The sequence below is a fragment of the Fundidesulfovibrio sp. genome (assembly GCF_058402725.1).
The window spans coordinates 1-22,558 of the sequence record NZ_JBZVFJ010000007.1 but is presented as its reverse complement, the minus strand read 5'-3'; the positions used below and the strand labels follow the sequence as shown (position 1 = coordinate 22,558).

Annotated in this window: 17 protein-coding genes; 5 read left to right on the top strand and 12 right to left on the bottom strand. The window is 63.0% G+C overall.

Translation table 11 applies throughout. The annotated features are described in order from the left end of the window. Positions 1–15 precede the first annotated feature (15 nt). The 5 genes from ACV4UX_RS02015 (at position 16) to ACV4UX_RS01995 (ending at position 7,874) form a co-directional block, all read left to right on the top strand. A complete protein-coding gene (locus tag ACV4UX_RS02015) occupies positions 16–201 on the top strand; it encodes a helix-turn-helix transcriptional regulator (RefSeq protein WP_491591662.1) in 186 nt (61 codons plus the stop codon). 213 nt (positions 202–414) lie between these two features. Continuing rightward, positions 415–2,748: an AAA family ATPase gene (locus ACV4UX_RS02010; RefSeq protein WP_491591661.1), complete on the top strand. Its 2,334-nt coding sequence runs from the start codon at positions 415–417 to the stop codon at positions 2,746–2,748. A 415-nt stretch (positions 2,749–3,163) separates the two neighbouring features. Continuing rightward, positions 3,164–3,427 carry a hypothetical protein gene (locus ACV4UX_RS02005; RefSeq protein WP_491591660.1) on the top strand — a complete coding sequence of 88 codons (264 nt, stop codon included), beginning with the start codon at positions 3,164–3,166 and terminating at the stop codon, positions 3,425–3,427. A 1,545-nt stretch (positions 3,428–4,972) separates the two neighbouring features. Then, positions 4,973–6,664 carry a diguanylate cyclase gene (locus ACV4UX_RS02000; RefSeq protein WP_491591659.1) on the top strand — a complete coding sequence of 564 codons (1,692 nt, stop codon included), beginning with the start codon at positions 4,973–4,975 and terminating at the stop codon, positions 6,662–6,664. A 19-nt stretch (positions 6,665–6,683) separates the two neighbouring features. Continuing rightward, complete coding sequence (locus tag ACV4UX_RS01995) at positions 6,684–7,874, top strand: PP2C family protein-serine/threonine phosphatase (RefSeq protein WP_491591658.1); 1,191 nt, start codon at positions 6,684–6,686, stop codon at positions 7,872–7,874. 68 nt (positions 7,875–7,942) lie between these two features. On the opposite strand, the gene ACV4UX_RS01990 is transcribed toward ACV4UX_RS01995, so the two are convergent. From ACV4UX_RS01990 to ACV4UX_RS01935, 12 genes are all read right to left on the bottom strand, one after another. Continuing rightward, positions 7,943–8,332: a response regulator gene (locus tag ACV4UX_RS01990; RefSeq protein WP_491591657.1), complete on the bottom strand. Its 390-nt coding sequence runs from the start codon at positions 8,330–8,332 to the stop codon at positions 7,943–7,945. A gap of 18 nt (positions 8,333–8,350) precedes the next feature. Continuing rightward, complete coding sequence (locus tag ACV4UX_RS01985; protein WP_491591656.1) at positions 8,351–11,599, bottom strand: CHASE domain-containing protein; 3,249 nt, start codon at positions 11,597–11,599, stop codon at positions 8,351–8,353. Positions 11,600–11,787: 188 nt separating this feature from the next. Continuing rightward, positions 11,788–12,594 carry a PilZ domain-containing protein gene (locus ACV4UX_RS01980; protein WP_491591655.1) on the bottom strand — a complete coding sequence of 269 codons (807 nt, stop codon included), beginning with the start codon at positions 12,592–12,594 and terminating at the stop codon, positions 11,788–11,790. Beyond that, entirely contained in the window at positions 12,591–13,034 is a 444-nt protein-coding gene (locus tag ACV4UX_RS01975; protein WP_491591654.1) for an ATP-binding protein, read from the bottom strand. Before ACV4UX_RS01975 ends, ACV4UX_RS01980 begins: the two co-directional genes overlap by 4 nt. After that, the gene (locus ACV4UX_RS01970; protein WP_491591653.1) at positions 13,031–13,381 is read right to left on the bottom strand and encodes an STAS domain-containing protein; all 351 of its coding nucleotides are present in this window, start codon (positions 13,379–13,381) and stop codon (positions 13,031–13,033) included. Before ACV4UX_RS01970 ends, ACV4UX_RS01975 begins: the two co-directional genes overlap by 4 nt. Before the next feature lie 27 nt (positions 13,382–13,408). Next, positions 13,409–14,587 carry a PP2C family protein-serine/threonine phosphatase gene (locus ACV4UX_RS01965; RefSeq protein WP_491591652.1) on the bottom strand — a complete coding sequence of 393 codons (1,179 nt, stop codon included), beginning with the start codon at positions 14,585–14,587 and terminating at the stop codon, positions 13,409–13,411. After that, positions 14,584–15,630, bottom strand: a complete 1,047-nt coding sequence (locus tag ACV4UX_RS01960; RefSeq protein ID WP_491591651.1) for a glycoside hydrolase family 26 protein — start codon at positions 15,628–15,630, stop codon at positions 14,584–14,586. Before ACV4UX_RS01960 ends, ACV4UX_RS01965 begins: the two co-directional genes overlap by 4 nt. Continuing rightward, positions 15,623–17,260 (bottom strand): glycosyltransferase family 2 protein, encoded by a 1,638-nt coding sequence (locus ACV4UX_RS01955; protein WP_491591650.1) that lies wholly within the window; start codon positions 17,258–17,260, stop codon positions 15,623–15,625. The genes ACV4UX_RS01960 and ACV4UX_RS01955 overlap by 8 nt, the downstream gene beginning before the upstream one ends. 8 nt (positions 17,261–17,268) lie before the next feature. Beyond that, the gene (locus tag ACV4UX_RS01950) at positions 17,269–20,226 is read right to left on the bottom strand and encodes a tetratricopeptide repeat protein (RefSeq protein ID WP_491591649.1); all 2,958 of its coding nucleotides are present in this window, start codon (positions 20,224–20,226) and stop codon (positions 17,269–17,271) included. An 82-nt stretch (positions 20,227–20,308) separates the two neighbouring features. After that, positions 20,309–20,959: a tetratricopeptide repeat protein gene (locus ACV4UX_RS01945; RefSeq protein ID WP_491591648.1), complete on the bottom strand. Its 651-nt coding sequence runs from the start codon at positions 20,957–20,959 to the stop codon at positions 20,309–20,311. Further along, positions 20,956–21,342, bottom strand: a complete 387-nt coding sequence (locus tag ACV4UX_RS01940; protein WP_491591647.1) for a tetratricopeptide repeat protein — start codon at positions 21,340–21,342, stop codon at positions 20,956–20,958. Before ACV4UX_RS01940 ends, ACV4UX_RS01945 begins: the two co-directional genes overlap by 4 nt. Positions 21,343–21,981: 639 nt before the next feature. After that, positions 21,982–22,143 (bottom strand): hypothetical protein, encoded by a 162-nt coding sequence (locus ACV4UX_RS01935; protein ID WP_491591646.1) that lies wholly within the window; start codon positions 22,141–22,143, stop codon positions 21,982–21,984. Positions 22,144–22,558 lie beyond the last annotated feature (415 nt).

Genomic DNA, 22,558 nt, shown 5'->3' with positions numbered 1-22,558 from the left:
CCCCTTGGAGGATTCATGACATCCCACATCCTCAGTGAGTCGGCCGCCGCCAGTTACCTGGGCGTCAGTCGGAGAACCGTCCAGAAGTGGCGCTTTGAGCGGCGCGGCCCGAACTACATCCGCATGGGTAAGAGCGTCCGTTACCACCGCGATGACTTGGATTCGTACCTTGACCGTCACCGCGTTGTGGTGGCTGCGTAGGGGGGGCTTGGAATGAGAAGAGCCCCCGACGCGAAAGTCGGAGGCTCCGAAGGCATGGGCAATCAGGAATCGCGTACTCCTATATTGCCAGCCCAGGAGCCCCACGTCAACAAAGAGCCGCGTTGCGGACTGTTCGAGTCCACAGACGGCCCAGTGTCCAAAGGGTACGCCCTGGACGAGGGTAGCCGCCTTGTGAGGAAACCCGGCGGAAAAATGACCTCCGGGATCTACAAGACAATATCCGTCGCGCGCCCGTCCGAGCTGGCCCTCCTGCTCAGCAAGCTCAAGCCGACCCAGTTTTTGACCCTGGGGGTAGCGGACCGAGAGACGGCCACCGTTACATACCAGCGGAGGTTGGCTAGACTCAGGCGCGACGGCAAGGCGGACGGCATTATCGCCGTCACGAAGGAGTGCCTGGCCAGCCCACGCGGTCCTGGGTTGTTTTTGCTGGACAAGGATGGTCCCGGCCTGAGCCGCAAGGAACTCTGGGAGAAGCTTTGCCGGGTATTCCCCGGGTTGTCGACCGCCCCCGCCGTCCTGACTTCCAGCGCATCAAGTCATATCTGGCAAGGGGAGTGGGCCGAAGTTCGGGGGGAACAAGGTCAACACCTGTACCTCATGGTAGAAGAGGCGGCCGACCTGGAACGGGCCGGGGCAGCCATCTTCAAACGATTGGTCTTGGCTGGCGAGGCGGGTTGGCGGACTTCCGCCAATGGGAGCGTCATCCGGCACAGCCTGCTGGATCCCACAGTGTTCCAGGCAGCTCGAAAGATCTTCGCCGGGCGTCCTTGGTTCTCCAGGAAAGCAGTGGAACACTGCTATTGCGTGCGCCGCCCGGCCGCGACAGTCCTCAACGATGACCAGCCTTACCTGGATACCAGCGTGTGCTTCCCGGACTTGAGTGGCGAGGAGGAAGCTGAATTCGAGCGCATTAAGGATGCCGCCAGGGCGTCTTTGCGGCCCGTCAACGCTGCCTTGTCTGCTCAAGAAGCGCCAGGTTTGTCCCTGGACGCTTCTGCCGGGCAAACTCGCACGGCAGTCATGTCGCACCAGTCCTTCCTGGGGCCTAGAAAATCGGACCATGACGAATTCGTTCGTTGGCTGGAGGAGGATGCGCCCCCGGCCATCGAAGGCTCTGGAGGTGACGCCACCACCTACAAAGTGGCTTGCATCCTGCGCGACCACGGCGCGACGCAGGAAGAAGCCGTGGCGCTCCTGGAACACAACTACAACGGAAAGTGTCTCCCCCCCTGGAGCCACGCAGACTTGGCGCAAAAGGTTGCGAATGCCTACAGCTACGCCTTGGGGGAGGCGGGCGGGCGCTGCCTTCTGATCGAACCCTTCAAGGATGACGACGCGCTGGATGCCTTCGCATCCGCCCCCGAGGCGGCGCACGAGCCCGTATCCTACGACTGGTCCAAGTTTAGCGCAGGGAGGTTCCTCGACACCATCGCCGCTACAATAAGGATGCTGGCCGAATGCATCCCAGAAAACTGCGTAAGTTTGCTGTTCGGGCCGCACGCCAGCCTCAAGTCATCCCTGGTGCTCAGCCTCGCCGTGAGCGTTGCGACCGGCCTACAGCTGCTCCGAGGCATTCTTGACGTTCGTGCTCAAGGGCCTGTCGTCTACCTGGACTTCGAAAACCCCGAGAACGTCCTCCACTGCCACCTAAAACGGTTGTTTGAGAGTCGGCGGCAGGACGCCGTTGACTTTGGGTCCGAGGAGGACTGGACAACGGTGGAGCGGCGGTTCCGTGAAAATCTCATCGTTCGCAGCCTCGCCGGGGAGGGGCTGGCCCTTGCGCGCGCCACCCCTTTGGGCCTGAAACCGACTCGGTTCTTCGAGGAGTCGTTGAGCGCCGTAGAGAGCATCGCCCCAAAGCTGGTCGTGATTGATACGGTGTCGCGCGCCCTGCCCGGTGCGGAGACAGACAACGCCCTGGCAGCGGAGGCTATCAGCCTGCTGGAACGCTTTTCCAGGGTGTCGGGCTGTGCTGTGGTGGCCCTTCACCATGCAAACAAGGCCAGCCAGACGGCTGATAGGCGGGATCGTTCGCACTGGAAGAGCGCCACCGAAGCGACTGCGGCGCGTGGCGCAAGCGCCTTCTGCGACAACGCCCGGGCGGCCGTCGGCATGGTTGGGGTGCCTGTGAAATCGTACCAGGCTCTCGGGTACGGCCAGAGCGCAAAACTCGCGTACCTCAGGGTTGCGAAGAACAGCTACGCGGCGGACGGTCGCGAGGTCTACCTGACACGCACCGAAGACGGCGGACTGGCCCCCTTCATCCCGGTGGCCAAGACTCATTCTGAGCCCGCCAACCTGGAAGCGATGATCCTGGCCGAAATCTCTCGGCGCGGAGGCGAGCACGTCAGGGCGAGGGACTTTTGCCGGGATCAGCCCAAGGCCTGGATTCGGGCAGGGCTCCCGAAAGTCAGCCAGCGTGCGTTGGAACAGGCGGTCAAGGAGCTTGAGCAGGCGGGCAAGCTGCGATTCGTCCAGCACGGTGCGCTGTGCATCGAGGCTGCGGGGGAGCCGACCACCGCCTGACGCGGCGGGCTCAGCGCATGACGACTAACATTGCCCTACGACCCCGAAGCGTTTCGGCTCTCAAAAACGAACGCAGTATGATTCATGAGAGCCGAATTTTCGCCTATCGGGATCAAGAGCCCGCGCACGCGCACTTTGCGCAAAGCAGAGGGTGCGCAGAGCTGAAATTGAGGATTCATGCGGGTGCGCAGTCCGATTCGCGCAGCGCGCACCGTTGTTTTGGCGCAAACGACTGCGCACCCGCGCCAGTGCTGGATGCGCGCAGTGCGCAAAAAGCTCCCCTACGGGGATGCGGGTGCGCCGCGCGCACCCCTCCGGGGACCACACCGTGGACCACACCAACACTGTTGTGGTCTGCCTTCCAGACGATATCCTTCAACCTCGCGCACCCGGCGCGCGAGGTCGAGAAGAGGCCATGAAGACTCTCGACGCTGCTTGTTGGGAATGGGTCGACGTGCACTACGGGGACGACGGCCGGGCTTGGGACTTTCACCAAGAGATCGAGTCCAGCGACACCGGCTGGATCAACATCGTGGCCACCGCCCGCGACCACCGCCACGGGATACGGAATAGGTTCTACTTCGGATGGAACTCCTACATCGGCAGGTTCGCCAACACTTCCGAGTTGGCCGCGTGCCAGGAGCGATACCCCGAACTCATCAACTTCGTGCGAGGGTAGATGTGGGAGCAAGAGGAACTTGCGGCCGTCGAGGCGTCTCGATGACGGCTTACATGCCCCTGGGGTCCGCGCCCATTAAGGAGCCCGCGATGAGTCAGCGGCAGGTGCGTCGTTGGTATGGCGCACAAAGCACGCCACCGGCTGCGCCCCGGAGCCGGTGGGCGCGGTGCTGGCGGTGGTCCAGGTGCAAGGCGTCTCGTGGAAGGTCCGCCGCTCCGAAGACTACGGCCACGGTTGGCTAGGCATTGTTGTGGAGCGTGGAGCGTCGAGCCCTGACAGGGCCGCCCGCCGGATCGTCGGCCACCGGCGGCGCTGGCGAGTCCGGTGGAATGAAAAGAAGTGGCGGCTGAGAGAAACATCCGAGGCGTGCACGATGGCCTCCGCGCTACGTACTTGTTCCTGGCCGTCACCAACGTGATGGTTCGGCGCGCCTTCGGAATCTCCAGCCGAGGGACTACGAAAGCGCCCGCCTGCCAGCACCGGCAAGGCGGGCGCTTTTAGCTTCAGCTTCGGCCAGGAAGCGCCCTAAGGGCGTGACCCAGGCCCGCTACCCGAACTGGGGGAGCACGATCCTGACGGGCCGTTTCGACATGGTTTTCGCCAAAATTTGACCCGTGTTTGAAAAGGCCCCCTCTCCCAGGCGGATGGGACCCGTGCGAATTGCGGGTGCCCCGGGGGTAGGGGTGGGCCTGCCCTTCGCCTTCCCGACCCTGCCAGGCCGGGTTCGCTGCCCGCGACTCTAACCATCATTTTCCCCACCGCTTCCCTACCGACCCTCGCCCTCCCGGTAACCCTGGCCCCGCCGCGAATCGAGCCCAGAGGGAACCCACCTTGGCCCCTTGCGCGCATCGATCCGAATCGGCCCGCATGCACGGTGAAACGCCACAAACCCAGCCGCCAACCCGACTCTCATACACCATTTTGCCTGTCCCAACATGTATGCTCACCATGATATAAAAGACGGGGGGTGTGGGGAGGGGCGTGGGGAAGAATAAAGACTTGCGGCTGTGTTGCTGCAAGTCTCATAATTCATTGGCGTCTCCAAGGGGATTTGAACCCATGCTAGCGGCGTGAGAGAATTCGCCAGGGCCAGAACCACCCAATGATTTCGGCTGGTTGCCTGTGTACAGAGATGCTTGCAGATGCATCCTGGGACATGTGGTGGGCGGGGTACCAGGCGGGGTACCCACTCATTTGGGCAATCCACCCCTTTCTCTCGGTGGAACCCTAGACGAGATTTTGCTTGGGCGGGAGCTAGCACGTTTCATTCATAATACCCCGATTTTCAAAAGTGACACTCATGGCAGACAGAGTCAAACATCTTGCTAGGTCTTTCTTTTTCTGCCAACCCGTGCCAGGAGGGGCAGAGATTCTAGACACGATGTGGTCCATCGCAGTGACCCTGCCTGTTCCTTGAGTAGAATCCTGGCGATCCGTAAGTTCTTGCATGCCTTGACGCGGCGTGCGTCCATGTTTGATGGTGCATCTCGAACCCCTGGTGGAAAAGGTAATAAATCCACAAAGTATTTGAAAGTAATTCATGACATGACTAATGCTATCGAAGCCTTCCAGCGGGAACTCTTCAAGTTGCGCGAACGCTTTGCATCCGATCTAGAGGGAAAGCTCGAAGCCATCGCAGCAGATTGGGAAGCCTTTCGCGAAACAGCAAACCCCGACGTGCTCGAGAGGTTGCACCGCAACGTCCACTCGCTGGCGGGGTCTGGCGGTTCGTTCGGGTTCGACAGATTGAGCGCGTTTGCCAGGGACTTCGAGATCAGCCTCAAGGACTTCCTGCACAAGCAGGACTCAAAACCACAGGATGATCTCGAACGTGTCCAGGAACTCTTCCTGAATCTTGTTCGGGAGATGCGCCACGTATCCACGCCCGCGCCGTCCAACGCATCGGAGCGGGATGATGCGGGGCAAAAAGCCCCGGAAAGTCCTGACCGCATGGGACTGCAGCCCCGCCCGCGACGAGCCATCGTCTTGGTCACCGCCGAAGACTCGCTCGCAGCGCAACTGTCCTCGAACCTAGTTCCCTTCGGCTACGCCTGCACGAGAGCGGAGAATCTGGAAGCTCTCGACCGGCTGCTTACGGCCGGTCCTGTGCTGGCCGTACTGCTCGACTGCGATGTGTTCCCCGGCGGGGTCATGGTGAACGTCCTGGCCAAGGATCACACTGCGTGCGTCCCCTCCCTCATCTTTCTTTCCAGCCGTGGAGACATAGGAGCCAGGCTTGAGGCTGCACGCGCCGGGGCCAGCGAGTTTTTCGTCAAGCCGGTTGACTTCAGCCGCTTGCTCGATCGCCTCGAATTCCTCGACATCCAGGAGGATTCCGAGGAAGGCCGGGTACTCATCGTCGATGACGATGAACTGGTGGCCAAACGACATGAATTGATCCTGCAAAACCATGGCATGGCCACGAGAGTGCTCTCGGACCCCATGAAGGTGCTGGAGACTCTCGACGATTTTCTGCCCGACCTCATCCTGATGGACATTTACATGCCCGGGTGCTCCGGCTCCGAGGTTGCTGCGGTCATCCGCCAGAAGCCTGAACACCTCGGCCTGCCGATCGTGTTCCTCTCTGGCGAGACGGAACAGGCCGCGCACTTTCTTGCCCTGAGCCGTGGCGGAGACGACTTTCTGACCAAGCCTATAACCCCGCAGGACCTGATCCGTTCCGTGCGAGACCGCATCAAGCGCTACAGGGCCGTCCGGTCCATGATGATCCGGGACGGCCTGACGGGGCTGCTCAACCACACCAACATGAAGCAGCAGATTAAATTGGACCTGGAGCGCGCCGGCCGCACACGTGGCATCGTCGCGCTGGCCATTCTGGACCTGGACCGCTTCAAGTCGATCAACGACACCTACGGCCATCACGCTGGCGACGTGGTCCTGAAGAACCTTTCGCGGTTCCTTACCCAACGGCTGCGCCGTTCGGATGTGATCGGCAGGGTCGGCGGCGAGGAGTTCGCCGTCTTGCTGCACAACGTGGAATCCGAGTCCGCCGCGTGGAGGGTCATGGATACGTTGCGCGAGGAATTCTCGGCCATCGTCCATTCCGGCGCGTGGGGCGAAGTCCGGGCCACATTCAGTTGCGGGATGGCTTTTTACCCAGACTTCACCGACGAGTTCGCCCTAAACGCCGCCGCGGACATGGCCCTCTACGAAGCCAAGAACGCCGGGCGCAACACGGTCAAGATCCAGCGCGGGTACGCCTCCCGGCTGTCATGACCAGCCAGCGAAGGATTTCATGTCCCAGAAGATCCTGATCGTCGACGACGATTTCTACAGCCGGGAATACCTCAAGCTCCTGCTCTCCTCGGACGGGCATGAGGTCCTGGAAGCGGAGGACGGCGAGGCCGCCATTTCCCAGATGCGCCGGTCCCCTCCGTCCCTGGTCCTCCTGGACATCGTCATGCCCGGGCAGGACGGCCTGGCCGTCTGCAGGAAAATGAAGGAGGACCCCGCCTTCATGGGCATCCCGGTGATCTTTCTCTCCGTCAAGGGAGAGGCCCGGGACAAGATCGCCGGACTGGACGCCGGGGGGGCGGATTACGTCGCCAAGCCCTTCGACCCGGGAGAAGTGCTGGCCAGAGTGCGCACCCAGCTGAGAATCCAGAGTCTTACGGAAGAACTCAGCCGGACCAACGCCGAACTCAGAAGCAAGCAGGCCCGGATCGATGCGGACCTTGAGGCGGCCGGGCGCATCCAGCATAGCCTGCTGCCCAACCGGAAAGCCGGATCGGGCCCCGTGGACATCGCCTGGAAATTCAGGCCCAGCTTCAACCTCGGGGGGGACATCTTCAACCTGATCGAACTGCCCGGCGGACACGTCAGCTTCTATATCCTGGACGTCAGCGGCCACGGGGTTCCCTCGGCCCTGGTGGCGGCATCGGCCTTCCAGGCCCTTCAGCCCCACGCCGGGACCGTCCTCGACCTCTCCGCCCGCTTCCGGGACGAGGCCCGCCCGGTGCCGCCGTCCACGGTGCTTGCCCGCCTGGACGAACAATTCCCCATGCAGAGATACGACCAGTTCTTCACCATCTTCTACATGGTGGTGGACACTTCGACGGGGCGCTTTGTCTACAGTTCGGCGGGCCATCCCCCGGCGGTTCTCCTGAAGAAAACCGGTGGGCTGACCATGCTGGACAAGGGAGGGTCCTTGATCGGTCTGGGCGTCCCAGTCCCCTTCGAGGAGGGCGAAGCCGTGCTGGATCCGGGAGATGTGGTGGTGCTCTACACGGACGGCGTCACGGATTACGAAAATCCCCGGGGAGAACCATACGGAGAGACACGCCTTCTCGACGAGTTGCGAGCCTTGGCGGGGAAACCGCTCGACGAGGTGATCGAAGGCGTCTGGGCTTCCCTTCACCGATTCGGCGGCGGAGCGGAGCCGGGAGACGACATCAGCCTTTTCGGCCTGACCTTTGCTGGAATGTGAGCCCCCGCAACGCGTCCGGGAGACACCGCCGGGAGGTGAGCCGACCGCACCTCAGCGGCGCGGGGCTCTCACCGTGACGCCTGGAACCTGTCCCACAAGCCGCGCAACGTGTCGGACAGGGTCATCGGGTCGAAGGGCTTGGCCACGACCCCCAGCACTCCCAAGGCCATGAGCTCCTCAACCTCGTTGGGCATCACCTTCGCCGTCATGAACACCACGGGAACGTCGAGGCCGTCGGGAAGCCGCCGCAGCGCGGCCAGGGTGGTCGGCCCGTCCTGACCGGGCATCATCACGTCGAGCAGGACGAGATCGGGTTTGAACAGCGCGAACCGCTCCAGCGCTTGCGATCCGCTGGTGCAGACCTCCACCGTGAAGCCTCCCACGGCCTCGAGGGCCATTGAGGCCACGGTAGCGATGTCGGCCTCATCCTCCGCCATGAGTATCCGATGCAATTCCATGGTAGCCTCTCCAGGGCGTCAGACGGGGGGCCGCCCCAACAGTTTGTTCACTTCGGCAAGCAGCATGGCGTTGTCCGCCTTGGACTTGAGCAGCACGTTCCTCACGCGGCCCAGAAGCTCCTGCGGAAGGCCCTCGACCGCGAAAACGAGTACGGGAGTCTCGCCGATCTCGTCCAGGAGTTCAACGCCCGATCCGTCCGGGAGCACAATATCAAGGAGCACGAGGTCGTAGCGGTTGGTTGAAAGGAGTTCCCTCGCATGGGCAATCGTCGCGGCCTGGGTTACTTCGACACTCTCCTTCAGGGCCAGGGCCACCACGTCGCGGATGTCCCGGTCGTCCTCCACATGAAGCGCCCGAGGCTTGGCCCCTCCCGGGTGGACCTGCCGCCGGACTTCTTGGGCGGGCGACTCCTCCGACGCCAAGGCATCCCCCGGGACTGCGAGCGGAAGGTCGAAATGGAACATGGAGCCCTTGCCCGTCTCCGATTCGAAGCCGATGGTCCCGCCGAAGGACTCGACGATCAGCTTGGTGATGGAGAGGCCCAGGCCGGTGCCGCCGCGCAGGCGGGTGTCCGAGGAGTCCGCCTGCGCGAATTTCTGGAAGATTCTGTCCCTGAATTCTTCGGGTATGCCCTGCCCCCTGTCGCGCACCCAGACCCTGGCGGTCCCGCCCGCACGGGCGATCCCCACTTCCACGGCCTCTCTCTCGGGGGAGAACTTGGCCGCGTTGGAAATGAGGTTGGCCATAACCTGGGCCAGACGGACCCTGTCCGCCTTGACGAGCAGGCGCTCGCCGGGAAAGCGGCTCTCCAGCCGGACCTGATACTTCGCCGCATACCCTTGATTCTCTTCGATGGAAGTCCGCACGGCCTCCTCCAGGTCGAGCTGTTCCATGGTGAACTGCATCTTCCCGGACTCGATTTTCTCAAGGTCCAGGATGTCGTTGATCAGGCCGATGAGCCGCGAGGTGTTGCTGCTGGCGATGCTGAGGAGCTTCTTGACCTGCTCCGGAAGGCCCGTGGACATGGCCCCCAGGATGAGCCCGAGAGAGCCGTGAATGGAGGTCAGGGGGGTGCGCAGCTCATGGCTGACCGTGGAGATGAATTCCTTCTTGAGCCGCTCCATCTTCCTGCGTTCGGTGACGTCGCGAACGGAGCCCACCGCGTACCACTTCCCCCGCATCTGGAAGGAGGCCACGGACCGTTCCACCAGCACTTGGCCTCCCCCTTTGCGGATCGCCATGAATTCCTTGATCCCGCCGATCACCGGTCCGGTACCGGTGCGGGCGAATTCCGCCATGCCGGCGTAGGCCTTGGCTTGGTCTTCAGGGGATGTGATAAGTTCGTGCATCCGCCGCCCCTGGGCCTCCTGCCTGGTGTACCCGAAGAGCCTTTCGGCTGCGGCGCTCCAGAACATCACCTTGTCGTCGGTGTCGATCATGATCAGGGCGTCGTGGGAGGATTCGCTCATCGCCCTGAACTTCTCCTCGCTTTCGCGCAGGTCCTGTTCGAACATTTTCTGCGCGGTGACATCGAGATTCACGCCCGCCATACGCAAAGGCTGTCCGTCGGCATCGCGCACCACACGGGCGTAGGCCTTGAGATGATGGACTTGGCCATCCGGCCAGATCACCCTGAATTCGGTGTCGAATTCCTTTTCGCCGCTCAAGGCCATCCGGATCGCGGACTCCGCTTCGTCACGATCCTCCGGATGCAGGCCGTGCGTCCAAGCGTCATACGCTCCGCTGAAGTCCTCCTTCCGGATGCCGTAGAGCGCGTACATCCTCTTGTCCCACACCAGGGTACCGCTCACCACATCCCAATCCCACACGCCGATCTCACCGGATTGAACCGCCAGTTCCAGGCGTTCGTACAGTCGTTCAAGCTCCTCTCGCACACGCTTCTTTTCCGTGATGTCCTGGAACGCCACCGCGACGCCGACCACGACGCCGTCATGCACCTGGGGGTACGCCCAGTATTCGACGGGAAAACTGGTGCCGTCGCGCCTCCAGAACACCTCCCCATCGACGTGCCTGCCCGTGCCGTCGATAAGTGCACGGTAAATCAGGCAGTCGTGGACGTCGTAAGGCTCCCCTCCCGGGTGGGTGTGATGGATGAGCGCGTGGATGTTTCTCCCCAGCAGTTCCTCGGCCTGGGAGTACCCCAGCACGCGCAGACATGCGGGATTGCAGAAGGTGCAGTCGCCGTTTGCGTCCACTCCGTAGATCGCCTCTCCCGTGGATTCCAGGATGAGGCGCGTCTTCTCCTCGCTCTCGCGAAAAGCGGCCGTCATCTGGTCGGCCAGGAGAAGCGCGCGATTCTGAGTGCTCGCCAGGGACAGGGCGATGAGGAACACGAGCACGCTGATGCTCAAGCCGGTTGCAAGAACCAGATTGGGCATCTTCCTGTCGATGGTGGTCGCGAAGACGGGGGTCGACTTGAAACGAAGCGTCCAGACCTGATTGTAGATGGTCAGCCGGACAGTGTGTTCAAACAGCGGATGTGGCTCTCCGGCGGGCGCGTTTCGTGACGAATCACTGTCAAACATGAGGTCGGCTTCATCAAGGGCCTGCCCGTCGAATATCTCCAGCCCCGTGCCCAGTTCCCGGTTGCCCATGATGCCGCGCATGAAGTTGTTCATGCGAAACGGGCTGTAGACGAAGCCCCGCAGTGCTGAACGACGGTCGGAGAGAGAGTCCAAGGCGGCGCCGGGGGCATAAAAGGGCAGGTACATGAGAAATCCGGCCTGAACGTCAGTGTCCGTTTCCTGGACCAGCTTCACCTTGTTGCTAATGGAGGTTTCCCCTGTGTCCCTGCTGAATTCCATGGCAGTACGGCGCACGGAATTGCTGAACATATCATAGCCCACGGCTCTTTGGTTCCGGGCATTGTTCGGTTCCAGATAGAGGATTGGAGTGTAGATGTCCCGGTCGCCGGAAGGCTGTATGTCGTATGTGGAGCGCCCGGACTTGCGGACTGTTTCGAGGAATCCATGCTTTTGCTCTGCCGTGACATAATGGGCGAACCCCATACCCTGAATCCCAGGATAATGCTTGTCCAGCATGAGTTCTTTGACATACTTTTGCCACATCGCCACGTCGACGTCATGGGCGGAGACGAAAAGGGCGACTCCGCCCTGGAGCACCAGCTCATAGGCCTCGAGACGCTTTCGTATGGCCTCTTCAATCTCCGAGGCATTGTATATGAAGCGTTGCATGGCCTCGTTCATCGACGTCTGGAGCGAGTAGCGCCATCCCAGCACGGACATTGCCAGGCACACCAGAAAGATGCTGCACGCGGAAAGGAATCCCTTTGAAACAAATATGGAACGAGGCCGCACTCGCCTCATGTTCCCAGAATGAATGCCGGGTGTGGAGGTAGGAGAAGTATTCATGGCGGCGCTCCGGGTCCTCTAGGATCCTCACACGATGAGGGGAAATCAGACTGGAGGCAACGCTACAACACGCTGCAATACACCATAACGGTTGTGTTGTATGCCAGAAACAGTTTTCCCTCTAGTTCCTTGACTGCATAAAGATACTGCATTGCGAACGTTCCCTCGTACACTCCCGTGAAAAGCTCGATGTACATCTCAGGCTCTACGGCCTGCCTCAACTCCGCGATGTCCATCTTGGCGCAGGCGGTTTCGAGAGAATCGCCCGACTCCGCAAGATGGGCGTGAAACGCCGTGAAGAACCCCACGTTCTTTTGCGTCCTGGCGAGGATGTCATTGAAGACAAAACTGCGGAACGCCTCATATTCCTCGCGGGTCAGGTCTGAGAGCCGGGAGAAGAACGCGGAAAGATGCTTGAAATAGATAAGGCAGCCCTTCTTGAGCAGGAGCGCGTCCTTGGCGAGCTTAGCCAGCAGCTGCCCGCTGGCGGAGAATCCCTTGAGATCGATAGCCAGCTGCCGCGAGTCGGACGTGAAGAAGACCGGGTAGCTGAGCGGCCGTCCCTGGTCCATGGTGACGCCCAGGATCTGTCCCTGCCCGTCCTCGTCGGGCTTTTGCCAGGCGACGGAGCCCGAATAGAGTACCTTCCCTCCGAGCTCGAAGGGCACGTGCAGGTTGATTCGCTCGCCTTTGTTGATCCGCTCGCGGCCCGCCACCCAGCTGGGGATGAGGATCTTCACCCCTCCGGGGCTCACGTCCTGCAGGATGTACTCGAAAGGCTGATAGTCCGAGGCCCTTGAACCGAAAAACGGCAAGATGATAGACTCGATGGGGAGGCGGGCTTCACGCCTGTCGGTGAGGGTGTTCATGTGGTGGGAAGCGGTTCTTCGCGGACAACCTTTTCCATGGTCAGGATGTTTCTCCCCCCGCTGCGTTCATAACGGACGGTCTCCATGATCTCCCGTATGATCGCGACGCCCCTGCCGCCCGTGGCCAAAGGATCGACGGCATCCCGGCCGAGCCTGGAGATGTCTTCGCGCATTTCCTCCCCGCAGTCGCACAGCCGGAAGGCGATGCGGCCGGAGCGCACCGCCACCTCCATCTCCACCCATGCGCCCGGGTCCATTTTCAGCCCGTGGATGATGGCGTTGTTGAGCGCCTCGCAGACCGCCAGCTCAACCAGGGCCGCTTCGTCCTGGCTGAAGCTCTCCCTCGCGCAGATGGCGTACGCCGCAGCCCCCGCGAGGGCCACGTTCTCCAGGTTCGCCTCCATGCGGATGGTGATGACGCGCGCGTCGCCCGGGATCATGTCGCCTTCTCCGAGAGCGCCCGGAGCGCGTCCTCTTTGCCGGGGAAGATCCTGAAGACGCCCCTGTCCAGGCGGGTGACGACGAAAACCTTGCGCACGCCTTCGCTCAGCCCGAACAATACGAGATCACCCTGGCCCCCGAGGGATTTCAAGCAGGAAACGAGTGCGCCGAGCCCCGTGCTGTCCATGAATTCCAGGCCGCTGAAGTCCAGCGCGAACACCAAGTTGCCTTGGTTGATCAGGTCGACCATCCTGCTTTTGAACCCCCCTGCGTTGGAGGCGTCCAGCCTGCGACCGAGAAATTCGACCACCAGCACCCCATCTGTGAGCGTCGCCTTGATTTCCATGTCTGCAGATACCTTTATGCTGTTTGTTCATGCGCCATGAGGCCCGGGCCTGCGGATCCAGAGGGCGGTCTGGTCGTCCAGGTACACGGGCGGGGATTCCGCCAGCGCCTTGAGTCTGCCGGAGAGCTTGTCCAGGAACATCCCCGGCCCGGAAAAGGCGTCTTCCGCCTGGGTCAGGAACTCCTCCAGGGAGAGCATCCTGTTGGGGGCCACCTCCCATTCGAACATGCCGTCGGAATAGAGAAAAAGTCCGGCTCCCGGCTCGAACGGCACGCTCTCGGGCATGAAGCTGATCGGCAGGAAGCCCAGGGGGTAGGTCAGCGCCTCAAGCCGGGCCGTGCCGCCGTCCGGCTGGCGCATTAGCCCCGGGCAATGCCCGGCGTTGATGTAGGTGAAGGTTCCGGCGGCGAGGTCGATGTCCCCCGTGAACAGCGTGGCGAAGTCGCAGCCGGAGGGACTTATCTCCATGAAATGGTTGTTGATGAGCGACACGGTCTTTTCCAGGGAGTGCCCCTCCTGCTTGCCCATCCGGAAGAAGACGTGGAGCATGGCCATGAGGAACGCCGCCCGCGCCCCCTTCCCGGCGATGTCCGCCAGGACCACCCGGATGCGCCCGTCCTCCAGGGGGAAGTAGTCGTAGTAGTCGCCGCTGGCCTGGCCCGAAGGACGGTAGAGGCTCGTGAGCTCCAGCCCCTCGACCTGGATCTCCCGGCTGGGCAGGAGCTGGCCTTGCAGTGTGGCGACCAGGGCTATCTCCTCGGAAATGCGCGAGTACGCATCGCGAAGCTCGATGTTGAGGGCCACCTGCCTTTCCGCCACGCCCACCCGGGCCTTCAGCTCTTCCGGGTGGAACGGCTTGGTGAGGTAATCGTTCGCGCCCCGGTTCAGGGCCTCGGCCTTGAGCGCGTTCTCCTCGTGCCCGGAGAGGACGATGATGAAGGTGTCGTGATCTCCCAGCCCCTGTCTTATCCGCTGGATGACATCCAGGCCGCCCATGCGGGGCATGTCCAGGTCCAGCAGGACGATATGCGGCTTGAAGGCCGTGAACTGCTCCAAGGCGTCCAGGCCGTCCGTGGCCGGGAGGCATTCGAACGGGCCCATGAGGAGTTCCAGGATCAGGTTGCGCATGGTCCTGGAATCATCCACCACGAGCACCCGCGCCGGGCCCGTGGCCTTGCGGGAGATTGCGGCCGAATCTGCGGTCATTGTTTTCTCGCTTGGAGCGCTGCGGCAACGCCGGACGGGCCTTGCGCGGTTTTCGCCCGCAGGAGCGCCGGCAATACCGGGCCCGCGCACGCCGCCAGTCGCCAGTCCACTTCCTTGTCGGCCTCGAACCAGTTGAGGGCAACCAGATTCCAGGACGCCGCGGTCTCAAGCGCCTCGCGCAGCCAGGCCGTCTTGTCGCCGCCCTGGGCGGCAGAGGCCATCTCGAACACCATCATGGGCTTCGCCGGAGCCATGGCGGCTAGCTCCGCGCGCATCTGCCCGAAGATGTCCGGGAAGCTCCGGAACGTGCTGTTCCAGCCGTGCCTGTCTCTGGTCTGGGTCGTTCCCCAGTTGTAGCCGTCCATGCCGACCACGTCGACCACGTCGTCCCCCGGATAGTAGGCCCGGGCCACGTTCCAGCGGGCGTTGTCGCGCTCCGGGTGAGGCAGGGATTCCGCGTTCGGGCAGAAGGCGAACAGCGCGTTGGTGGCCCCGGCCGCCCTGAACCGCTGGGCCACATGGCGGAACATCTGGCGGTAGAGGGCAGGGCTTTGGGGTCCGTAGAAGCCTGCCGGGCCTCCCCAGTGGTAGCGTTCGAGGTTCATCTCGTGGGCGAAGCGGATCAAGAGCGGCCTGCCATACTCCTTCGCGCCCCGGGCGAAGCGGTCGATGTAGGGATCGTAGCGCCCGGAAAGGATGTCCTTGGCGTCGATGGCGGATTCCTTCCCGTTCAGGATGGTCATGGGCTCCCAGGTGATGCAGGGCAGCGCCCCGGTTCCGTCGACAGCCTTGAGCGTGTCCATGGGGAAATGACCCCCCGAGGGCTCGTGCGGCCACTGCAGGAAGAAGGTCACCATGGCGAAGTCCACGCCCGTCTGCTCGCGCAGGGCCTTCAACCGGGCGGCTTCTATGGGGTAGCCGTCCAGCACGAAACCGAAGGGCACCCGGCTTTCGCCGAGCGCGGAACGCGGCGTTCCCAGCGCGGGCAGCAGGAGGGCCGCCACGGCCAGGACGGAGCAGAGCTTCTTCCAGCGGTCAGCCATGCCTCGGCTCCTCCGGATGGTTGAAGTAGAGCACGGTGGAGAGGATCGCCAGATGGTACAGGCACCACAGGCAGTTGACCAGGATGGCGTCCAAGGGCTCGCCTTCGTAATAGATGCGATTGAGCCCGTACGTCACGGCCCCTGCGGCCGCCATGCAGGTGAGGACCTGGGGCCACAGCATGTGCAGCGGCAGCGACGTGCTCCCTCCTTTGGGCGTCACGCCGAAGCTGCCCCGGATGCCGAGGAGCCCCTGGAGCGAGGCCTTCATGTACACCGGGAACGTGATTGCCTGGAGCACGATGCCCACGCCCATTTCCATCACGCCGTACCGTCGCTTCGTAAGCGTGTAGATGAAGAGCGTGAACGTGAGCAGTATGTAGGGGAAGAAGAACAAAAAGTAGATTTCCGGCCTGGCGAAGAAGCTCGGCACATCCAGGAACAGGTAGAGCACCGGGCAGAGGATCATGATGAACATCACCCAGCCCACGAAGTAGTGCGTTCCGGACAGGAAGTACTCCCACCATTTGCCCGCCGGCAGCCTGTGCGGATTGCGGAAAAAGCCCGCCAGGATTTCCCTGAACAACCCCACCGTGCCGAGCGCCCAGCGAAACTGCTGCTTGAAGTAGCCGCCCAGATCCTCCGGCCCCATGCCGAAGGCGCACACCTTGTTGAGGTACGCCGAAGACCAGCCCCCCAGATGGAACTTGAGGGACGTGGCGAAATCCTCCGTGACCGAATGCTCCTCGAAGCCGCCCACCGACGTCAGGGCCTCTCGGCGGAAGATGACGTTGGTGCCGCAGCAGAACATGGCGTCCTGCATGCTTTTTCCTTCGCATATGTACTCGTAGAAGATCGCCTGCTGGAGCCCGGCGGCCCTGGCAACCCGGTTGGACTCGAAATTCGTGTAGTATTGGGGCGTCTGGATGAACGCCAGCCTGGAGTTGGCCTCCATGAAGGCCACCATGGGCTCGACGAAATCCGGGAAGGGGTTCTGGTCCGCGTCGAAGATGATGATGTACTTCTCGTCGCGATCCTTCGGGCCGTCCTCGAAGCCGTGGAAAACGAACCCCTCGACCTCTCTCCCTTCGAGGAAGGCCAGGAAATCGTTGATCATGCCCGCCTTGGCCCCGTGCCATCTGCGCCGGAACAAATTGACGCCGATGCGCTTGCACAACGCGTCCACGTCCGCGCGGTAGGCGGCCATGGCTTCCGCATCCTGGCCGGACAGGCCGTAGCGGGTGTCGTCGAGAAAATAGATGCGCTTGTTGGGGTAGGTCAGGTTGTAAAAGCAGGTGAGGGTGTCCTCGATGATGTCCAGGGGCTCGTGGTAAGAGGAGACGACGATGGCCACCGGCGGATAACTCTCGAGGGGAGGGACGTCCTCCATGGAGTACTTGGGGCCGGAAGGCTTGGCGATCACATGGAAGAGATTGAGGAAATAACCGAAGGCGTGGGTCATGGTGAAGATTTCGGCAAGCAGCAGGAAAAACGCCAGGATCTTCTCGTACCAGTGGTAGTCGGCCTCCAGGAAGAGCGCCGTGCGCACGATGAGGTACAAGAACGTTGCGACCATGCACGCCAGAAGCCCCATGCCGACAACGGGGGCGAGTATCGCCGGTTTCTTGGCCACGCGGTCTCCTAGAACCTGTAGGTCAGGCCGGTCCACGCCCCCAGGGCGTCCCACTGCTGCGAGCGGTGGATGAGCCCCTTGAGGGAGACCGACCATCTGTCGGTGAGGTCGTTGCCGTACTCCGTCTCCAGCCGCCAGAAGGGGTTCCTGTCGGTATCCGTGCCGCCGGACACCTGGATGCCGTAGAAATGCTGCCGCGCCCCGCAGAAGAATTCCCGGGACAGATCGTGCCGCCAGCCCAGCGTCAGCGCCCCTGCGGAGTAGTTTTGCGGGGTCCAGTAGGGATGGATGATGGTGACGAGGGTCCCTTCCACGGAGACGTATTTGCTCAGCTCGCGGGTGTCGCGGTATTCGCCGGTGGCGGTGAGCTTCAGCTCGTGGGGATGGTCGGTGAGCGTGAATCCGGCGTCGGCGCGGAGGTATGCGCCCTGGTTGCCGTCGCTGTAGTTCAGGTGGCGGCCCTGAAAGGACAGCTCCACGCGCCGGACGGGCTGCAGGCGCAACGACGCCCCCCAGTTGTCGATCTGGATGCCCTGGGCGAGGCTCAGGTCGTTGGTTATCTCGTCGGTGCGCTGGTAGAAGACCGCGAGCCGCGCCACGTCGCGCAGATTGGCCTCGATGCGCGCCAGCCCCGAATACAGGGGGCGCAGCCGGGTGTCGAAGTACTGCTTGTTGGTGAAGGCGAAGTCGCCCGAAAGCCATTCGTTCAGCCGTCCTCCGGCTCCCAGCGTCTGCCCCTCGGCCCAGTACGAGCCGTCGAAACGGCGGACCGGCAGCCTGGCCTGTCCCTGCCCCCCCTGGTTCTGCTGGGCCTCCTGGGGCGTCTTGGGGTCTTCCAGCCAGAAATGCTGGGCCACGCGCAGGTAGAAGTGGCCCTCCACGGGAAGCGTGGCTTCCACGTCCCAGCGGTAGCGGGTTATCTGGGCCAGACGCCCCCCCTTGCCGTCCTCGTCCCACACGGAGAAGGCGGTCCTGAGGGAAGGCGCGTTGCGCCAGCGCAGGCGATCCATGGCCTGCCCCGCCAGCGTGTGCAGGGGATCGATCGCCAGCAGGCGGCGGTACGTGGCCTCCTCCTGGTCGCAAAGCCCCAGGGCGCAGGCCGCCTGGGCCCGGTCGAAAAGGGCCTCCTGGTTGCCGGGTTCGGCGGCCAGGAGCGTGTCATTGGCTTTGATCGCGCCGCTGAAGCGGCTGTCGAACCCCTCCGTTTTGGCGATCCGCTCCAGCGCGGCGGATTCCCGCACTTTCCGAGGGTAGTCGCCGTCTTCCAGCGCGGCATAGAGCCGGGCCCCGCGCTGGGGCATCTTGCCCCAAAAGGCGACCCGTGCCGCCTCGCGCAGGGGCACGGGGTCCTCGGGCCGCAGACGGTGCAGCGCCTCGTATGCGGCCAGGGACTCGTCGTAGCGCTTGGCCCAGCCCAGCACGCGCGCCCTGGTCAGGAGCACCTTGGACACCCCGGGGTAGTCCCCGGCCAGCCGGTCCAGAATCGTCAGAGCTTCCCTGCGCCAGCCGGTGGCCGCGAGCAGTTCTGCCAAGCCCAGGCTGGCGGGGAAACAACCGGCATCCTGCGCCAGCGCCTTGCGGTAAAACTGTCCGGCCTTCTCGAAGCGGCCCGCCTCCTTCAGCCTGGAGGCCAGCTCCGCCAACTGCGCGGCGTCGGATGGCAGCGCCGCCTCTTCCTCGCCGGAGGCCCGCCACTTCGCCCACGGGTCGGGCGGCTCCATCGTGGCGGCACGGCGATAGGCCTCACGGGCTTGCTCCTTGTCCCCCTTGCGGTGGAGAAGGTCACCCTGCTTCGTGAAGTCCCGGGATGTCGCGCCGGGGTTCCCGGCCGCTTCCCGCGCCGCGCTCAGGGAGGCGTCCAGGTTGCCCGAATCCGCCTGGGCCTGCGCCTTCAGGCGCAGTGCCTCCAGGGATCCCGAAGCGTCCCGGGAGATGCGCCCGGCCAGCTCCAGGGCGGTGGCGGGGTTCTTCTCCTGGAGACGCAGGCGCGCGAGCCCCGCCAACGCCTGATCGTCGCCGGGGCGCTCCGCGAGCAGCTTCTCGTAGAGCTCTGCGGCTTCCTCGTAGCGCTGCGCCCCGGTCAGCACCGAAGCGAGCTTGAGGGTCAGCTCGCGCGTGGTGCCCGTAGCGGCGATGGCGGCGCGCACCGCGTCCTCGGCCCGGTAGAAATCGCCCCACGTGACGGACCGGTCGCCATGGGCCGCCCGGGCCTTTCCCGTGGGATCATTGCGTTGCGCGCGCTCGAAGAGTCCGATGGCCTCCCGGGCGCGGCCCGCTTCCGTCTGGATGTCCGCGGCGGCCAGCAGGAGGCCCGCATCCTCGGGGGTCTTCTCCAGGAGCGCGGTGACCAGCCTTGCGGCCTGCTCCCGCTTGCCGGCGGCGGCCAGGGCCTGGGAGAACAGCACGGCGACATCGGCGTCGTCCGGCCGCGTTGCGTTCAGTCGTTCGAGCAGGGGCAGCGCCTCGCGCGGCTTGCCGGACCAGCTCAAGGCCTGTGCCAGCTTCAGCTCCAGCCCGGGCAGCGCCGGGCTGACGGAGTAAGCCCGGCCGTAGGCCATGGCCGCCCCGGGGACGTCCCCCGAATAGAGCCGGATGTCGCCCAGGAGGGCAAGAACCTCCGGCCTGGGACGGGCCGCCCGGGCGAGCGACTCCAGCAGGTTGAGCGCCTCCTGGTAGCGGCGCATCCTGACCAGGACCTCGGCGAGTTCCAGGATGATCCGGGCGTCCCCAGGCGCCGAGGCCAGGGCGCGGCTGTATTCGGTTTCGGCCTGGTCCAGCGTGGACTGCTGCCGGGAGAGCAGCCGGGCCAGCTCCAGGCGCGCTTCGGCATCGGTCATGCCGCCTGCGGCCGGGGCAGGATTCGGGGGCTGGGCGAACGCCTCCGGCAGGGAGCACAGCACCGCCAGGGCCGCGACGGCAAGGACCACTGCCCGCCAAAGCGCCTTGCGCAGCATCCAGCGAGCCATGGGCGTCCCAGCCGGAGCGCCGTCATGGCATCCATGCGACTTACGGATGGAAAGCGCTTTGGAGATCATGGAGCGCCGCGCCTTATTGCCCCAAGGAACGCCGGTATTCCCGAATGGCGTCCTGCTGCCTTCCGGCCCATGAGAGCACCTGGGCGTATCTGCGCCGCACCTGAACGTCGCCGGGAAGCGCTTCCAGGACCTTTTCGTACAGGGTGATGGCCTCGCCGTAGCGCTTGGTCCAGCTGAGCACCTCCGCCAGGCGCATCCTGACGGCGGCATCGTCCGGCGTCGTTTTGAGCAGTTCGCGGTAAATGGCCTCCGCCTTGCCGTACTCCTTGCGCATGACGAAGAGGTCCGCCATCAGCATCCTATCCTCGCCGGAGAGTTCACCCGGCGCGATCGAATCGAGGAGCGCCCGGGACTCGTCTGCCTTGCCGCTCCACATGAGCACTCTGGCCAGTTCGGCCTTGGCCTCGGTCATGTCGGGCTTGGCGGCCAGTACCTTGCGGTATTCGTCCACAGACTCGCCATACCGCTTGACGTAGCTCAGGAGCCGAGCCAGCTCCAGCCGGGCCATCCAGTCGGGTATGTCGCCGGAGGACTGCACGACGCCGGCCGGGGGCGTCGATGGAGACGCAACGGGCGTCTGGGCTGAAGCGAACCCCGCCGTGAGCAGCAAGACAGCCAGAAGGAGCGCGGCCGGGCCAGACGCCCTTTTCATGCGGTCGGTCATGACGTCTTCTCCAGGGCTTTGCGGTATTCGACGATGGCTTCCTCGAAGCGTCCGGCGGCGGTTAGAACCCTGCCCAGGACGATCCTGGCCTGCCGGTCGTCCGGGTTACGGGTGAGCACGGAGCGGCAAAGGGCCTCGGCCTCCTGTGTGCTGCCGCTCCAGGCCAGGAGCTGGGCCAGGCCCAGCGCCGGAGTCAGGCTGTCGGGGTATCTGGCGAGCACTGCCCGATAGAGCCGCTGCGCCCCCGTGGTGTCCCCGGAACGCGCCTTGAGGTCCGCAAGATAGGTGGCGGCGGATTCCGACCGCAGGATGGCATCCCCCGCCCTGTTCAGTGCATTCAGGGCCTTCAGGGGCATGCCGTATTGATCGAAGACGCCGGCCACGGCATTGAGGGTCTCGGGTGTCAAGGTAACATCCGAGCTGATCAAGCGGGAAAGCACGAACTGCCCGGTTGCTTTGTCCCCTGCGGCAAAGGCTGCTGCGGCAAGCTTGAGGGCCATTCCTGGCCGAAGGGCTCCGGCGTTGGCAGCACGGCGAAAGGCGGCCAGCGCCTCGACTTCGCGCCCATTCATCCATAGGGACTCCCCTTCTCGAAAGGAGATCGTTGAGGCATTCAATGCACGGTACGCAAGGCCTGAAAGGCATGCGGAGCAACCGATTAGGATCATAAAGACCAGAGATTGGCAGGTCTTGGATGTTAAAGCCACCAGAATAACCCTTTAAATCCGCACAGGCTTGGACGGCATTAGTGCAGTTCGTAAATAATGAATTGAGACGTTGCCGTAAAATATGTAGCCCGCATCATGCATGCTTGGCAAGAGTATAAAACCTCTGAAAGTCTTGAGAACCTTTCAACGCCCTCACCATTCGATGGTATGCAACAGATGTAAACAACATTTGACACTGTATGTGCTGGCGTGTGTTGATGTAAAGGCGCATTAAGCAGGCGTATTGCATGTTGTGTCCGAATTTAAATTGCAAAATTTGTTTTATAATTTAATAGTTATATTCTGTATTCTAAATCAATAAATACGCTCATCCCGTCTCTGGATGGGTTTTGCTTGCGCAGCCAATTCATGCTGCTTCAGTAACTCAACGAGTTGCTTCAGCTTCTCTCTCTTGTCTTTGCACTGTCGGAACATGAGCACCTGCTCGGTGAGTTGGCGCGGACTTATGTCGTCCATGCTGCACAGGCCGTTGCGGGAGCAGAAATGGAACACGTAGGCTCATGGTACTCCAGGAGCCTGTTATCCTGCAACAGCGTGTAAAGTTTGCTGTGCAGGAACGCGTTCGGCTTCTCGCGGACAGTCGATGCTGGGAGCTTCGCCTCGGGGCCGCCATCTCCTGCGGTGCTCCCGATTCATACCAGCCCAGGACGTTCATTCCGGTCTCCTCTGACGGGGTAAATAGCTGCCCGTCAATCAGACCAGTGCGGTCCTTAGCAGTCCGTTGGAAGTGGGTCTTCGACGTCCAGGACGTCCGTTCCATACGTCCAAGTTGGTGTCCAAGAAAACCCAAGCAGCGCGTTGAAAAAAAGGCCGTTTCTGGAGTTGCCCCCGCTAAACCGGACACCCCGCCGTTGCTGAGAAACGGATGAAC

What these genes read in the sequence shown, in the direction of transcription:
- ACV4UX_RS01980 (WP_491591655.1), bottom strand. Translation starts at nt 12,594, where the DNA reads ATGAACACCCTCACCGACAGGCGTGAAGCCCGCCTCCCCATCGAGTCT.
- ACV4UX_RS01995 (WP_491591658.1), top strand. Translation starts at nt 6,684, where the DNA reads ATGTCCCAGAAGATCCTGATCGTCGACGACGATTTCTACAGCCGGGAA.
- ACV4UX_RS01975 (WP_491591654.1), bottom strand. Translation starts at nt 13,034, where the DNA reads ATGATCCCGGGCGACGCGCGCGTCATCACCATCCGCATGGAGGCGAAC.
- ACV4UX_RS01965 (WP_491591652.1), bottom strand. Translation starts at nt 14,587, where the DNA reads ATGACCGCAGATTCGGCCGCAATCTCCCGCAAGGCCACGGGCCCGGCG.
- ACV4UX_RS02000 (WP_491591659.1), top strand. Translation starts at nt 4,973, where the DNA reads ATGACTAATGCTATCGAAGCCTTCCAGCGGGAACTCTTCAAGTTGCGC.
- ACV4UX_RS01945 (WP_491591648.1), bottom strand. Translation starts at nt 20,959, where the DNA reads ATGACCGACCGCATGAAAAGGGCGTCTGGCCCGGCCGCGCTCCTTCTG.
- ACV4UX_RS01985 (WP_491591656.1), bottom strand. Translation starts at nt 11,599, where the DNA reads ATGTCCGTGCTGGGATGGCGCTACTCGCTCCAGACGTCGATGAACGAG.
- ACV4UX_RS01990 (WP_491591657.1), bottom strand. Translation starts at nt 8,332, where the DNA reads ATGGAATTGCATCGGATACTCATGGCGGAGGATGAGGCCGACATCGCT.
- ACV4UX_RS01970 (WP_491591653.1), bottom strand. Translation starts at nt 13,381, where the DNA reads ATGGAAATCAAGGCGACGCTCACAGATGGGGTGCTGGTGGTCGAATTT.
- ACV4UX_RS02010 (WP_491591661.1), top strand. Translation starts at nt 415, where the DNA reads ATGACCTCCGGGATCTACAAGACAATATCCGTCGCGCGCCCGTCCGAG.
- ACV4UX_RS01950 (WP_491591649.1), bottom strand. Translation starts at nt 20,226, where the DNA reads ATGGCTCGCTGGATGCTGCGCAAGGCGCTTTGGCGGGCAGTGGTCCTT.
- ACV4UX_RS02005 (WP_491591660.1), top strand. Translation starts at nt 3,164, where the DNA reads ATGAAGACTCTCGACGCTGCTTGTTGGGAATGGGTCGACGTGCACTAC.
- ACV4UX_RS01935 (WP_491591646.1), bottom strand. Translation starts at nt 22,143, where the DNA reads ATGGACGACATAAGTCCGCGCCAACTCACCGAGCAGGTGCTCATGTTC.
- ACV4UX_RS01960 (WP_491591651.1), bottom strand. Translation starts at nt 15,630, where the DNA reads ATGGCTGACCGCTGGAAGAAGCTCTGCTCCGTCCTGGCCGTGGCGGCC.
- ACV4UX_RS02015 (WP_491591662.1), top strand. Translation starts at nt 16, where the DNA reads ATGACATCCCACATCCTCAGTGAGTCGGCCGCCGCCAGTTACCTGGGC.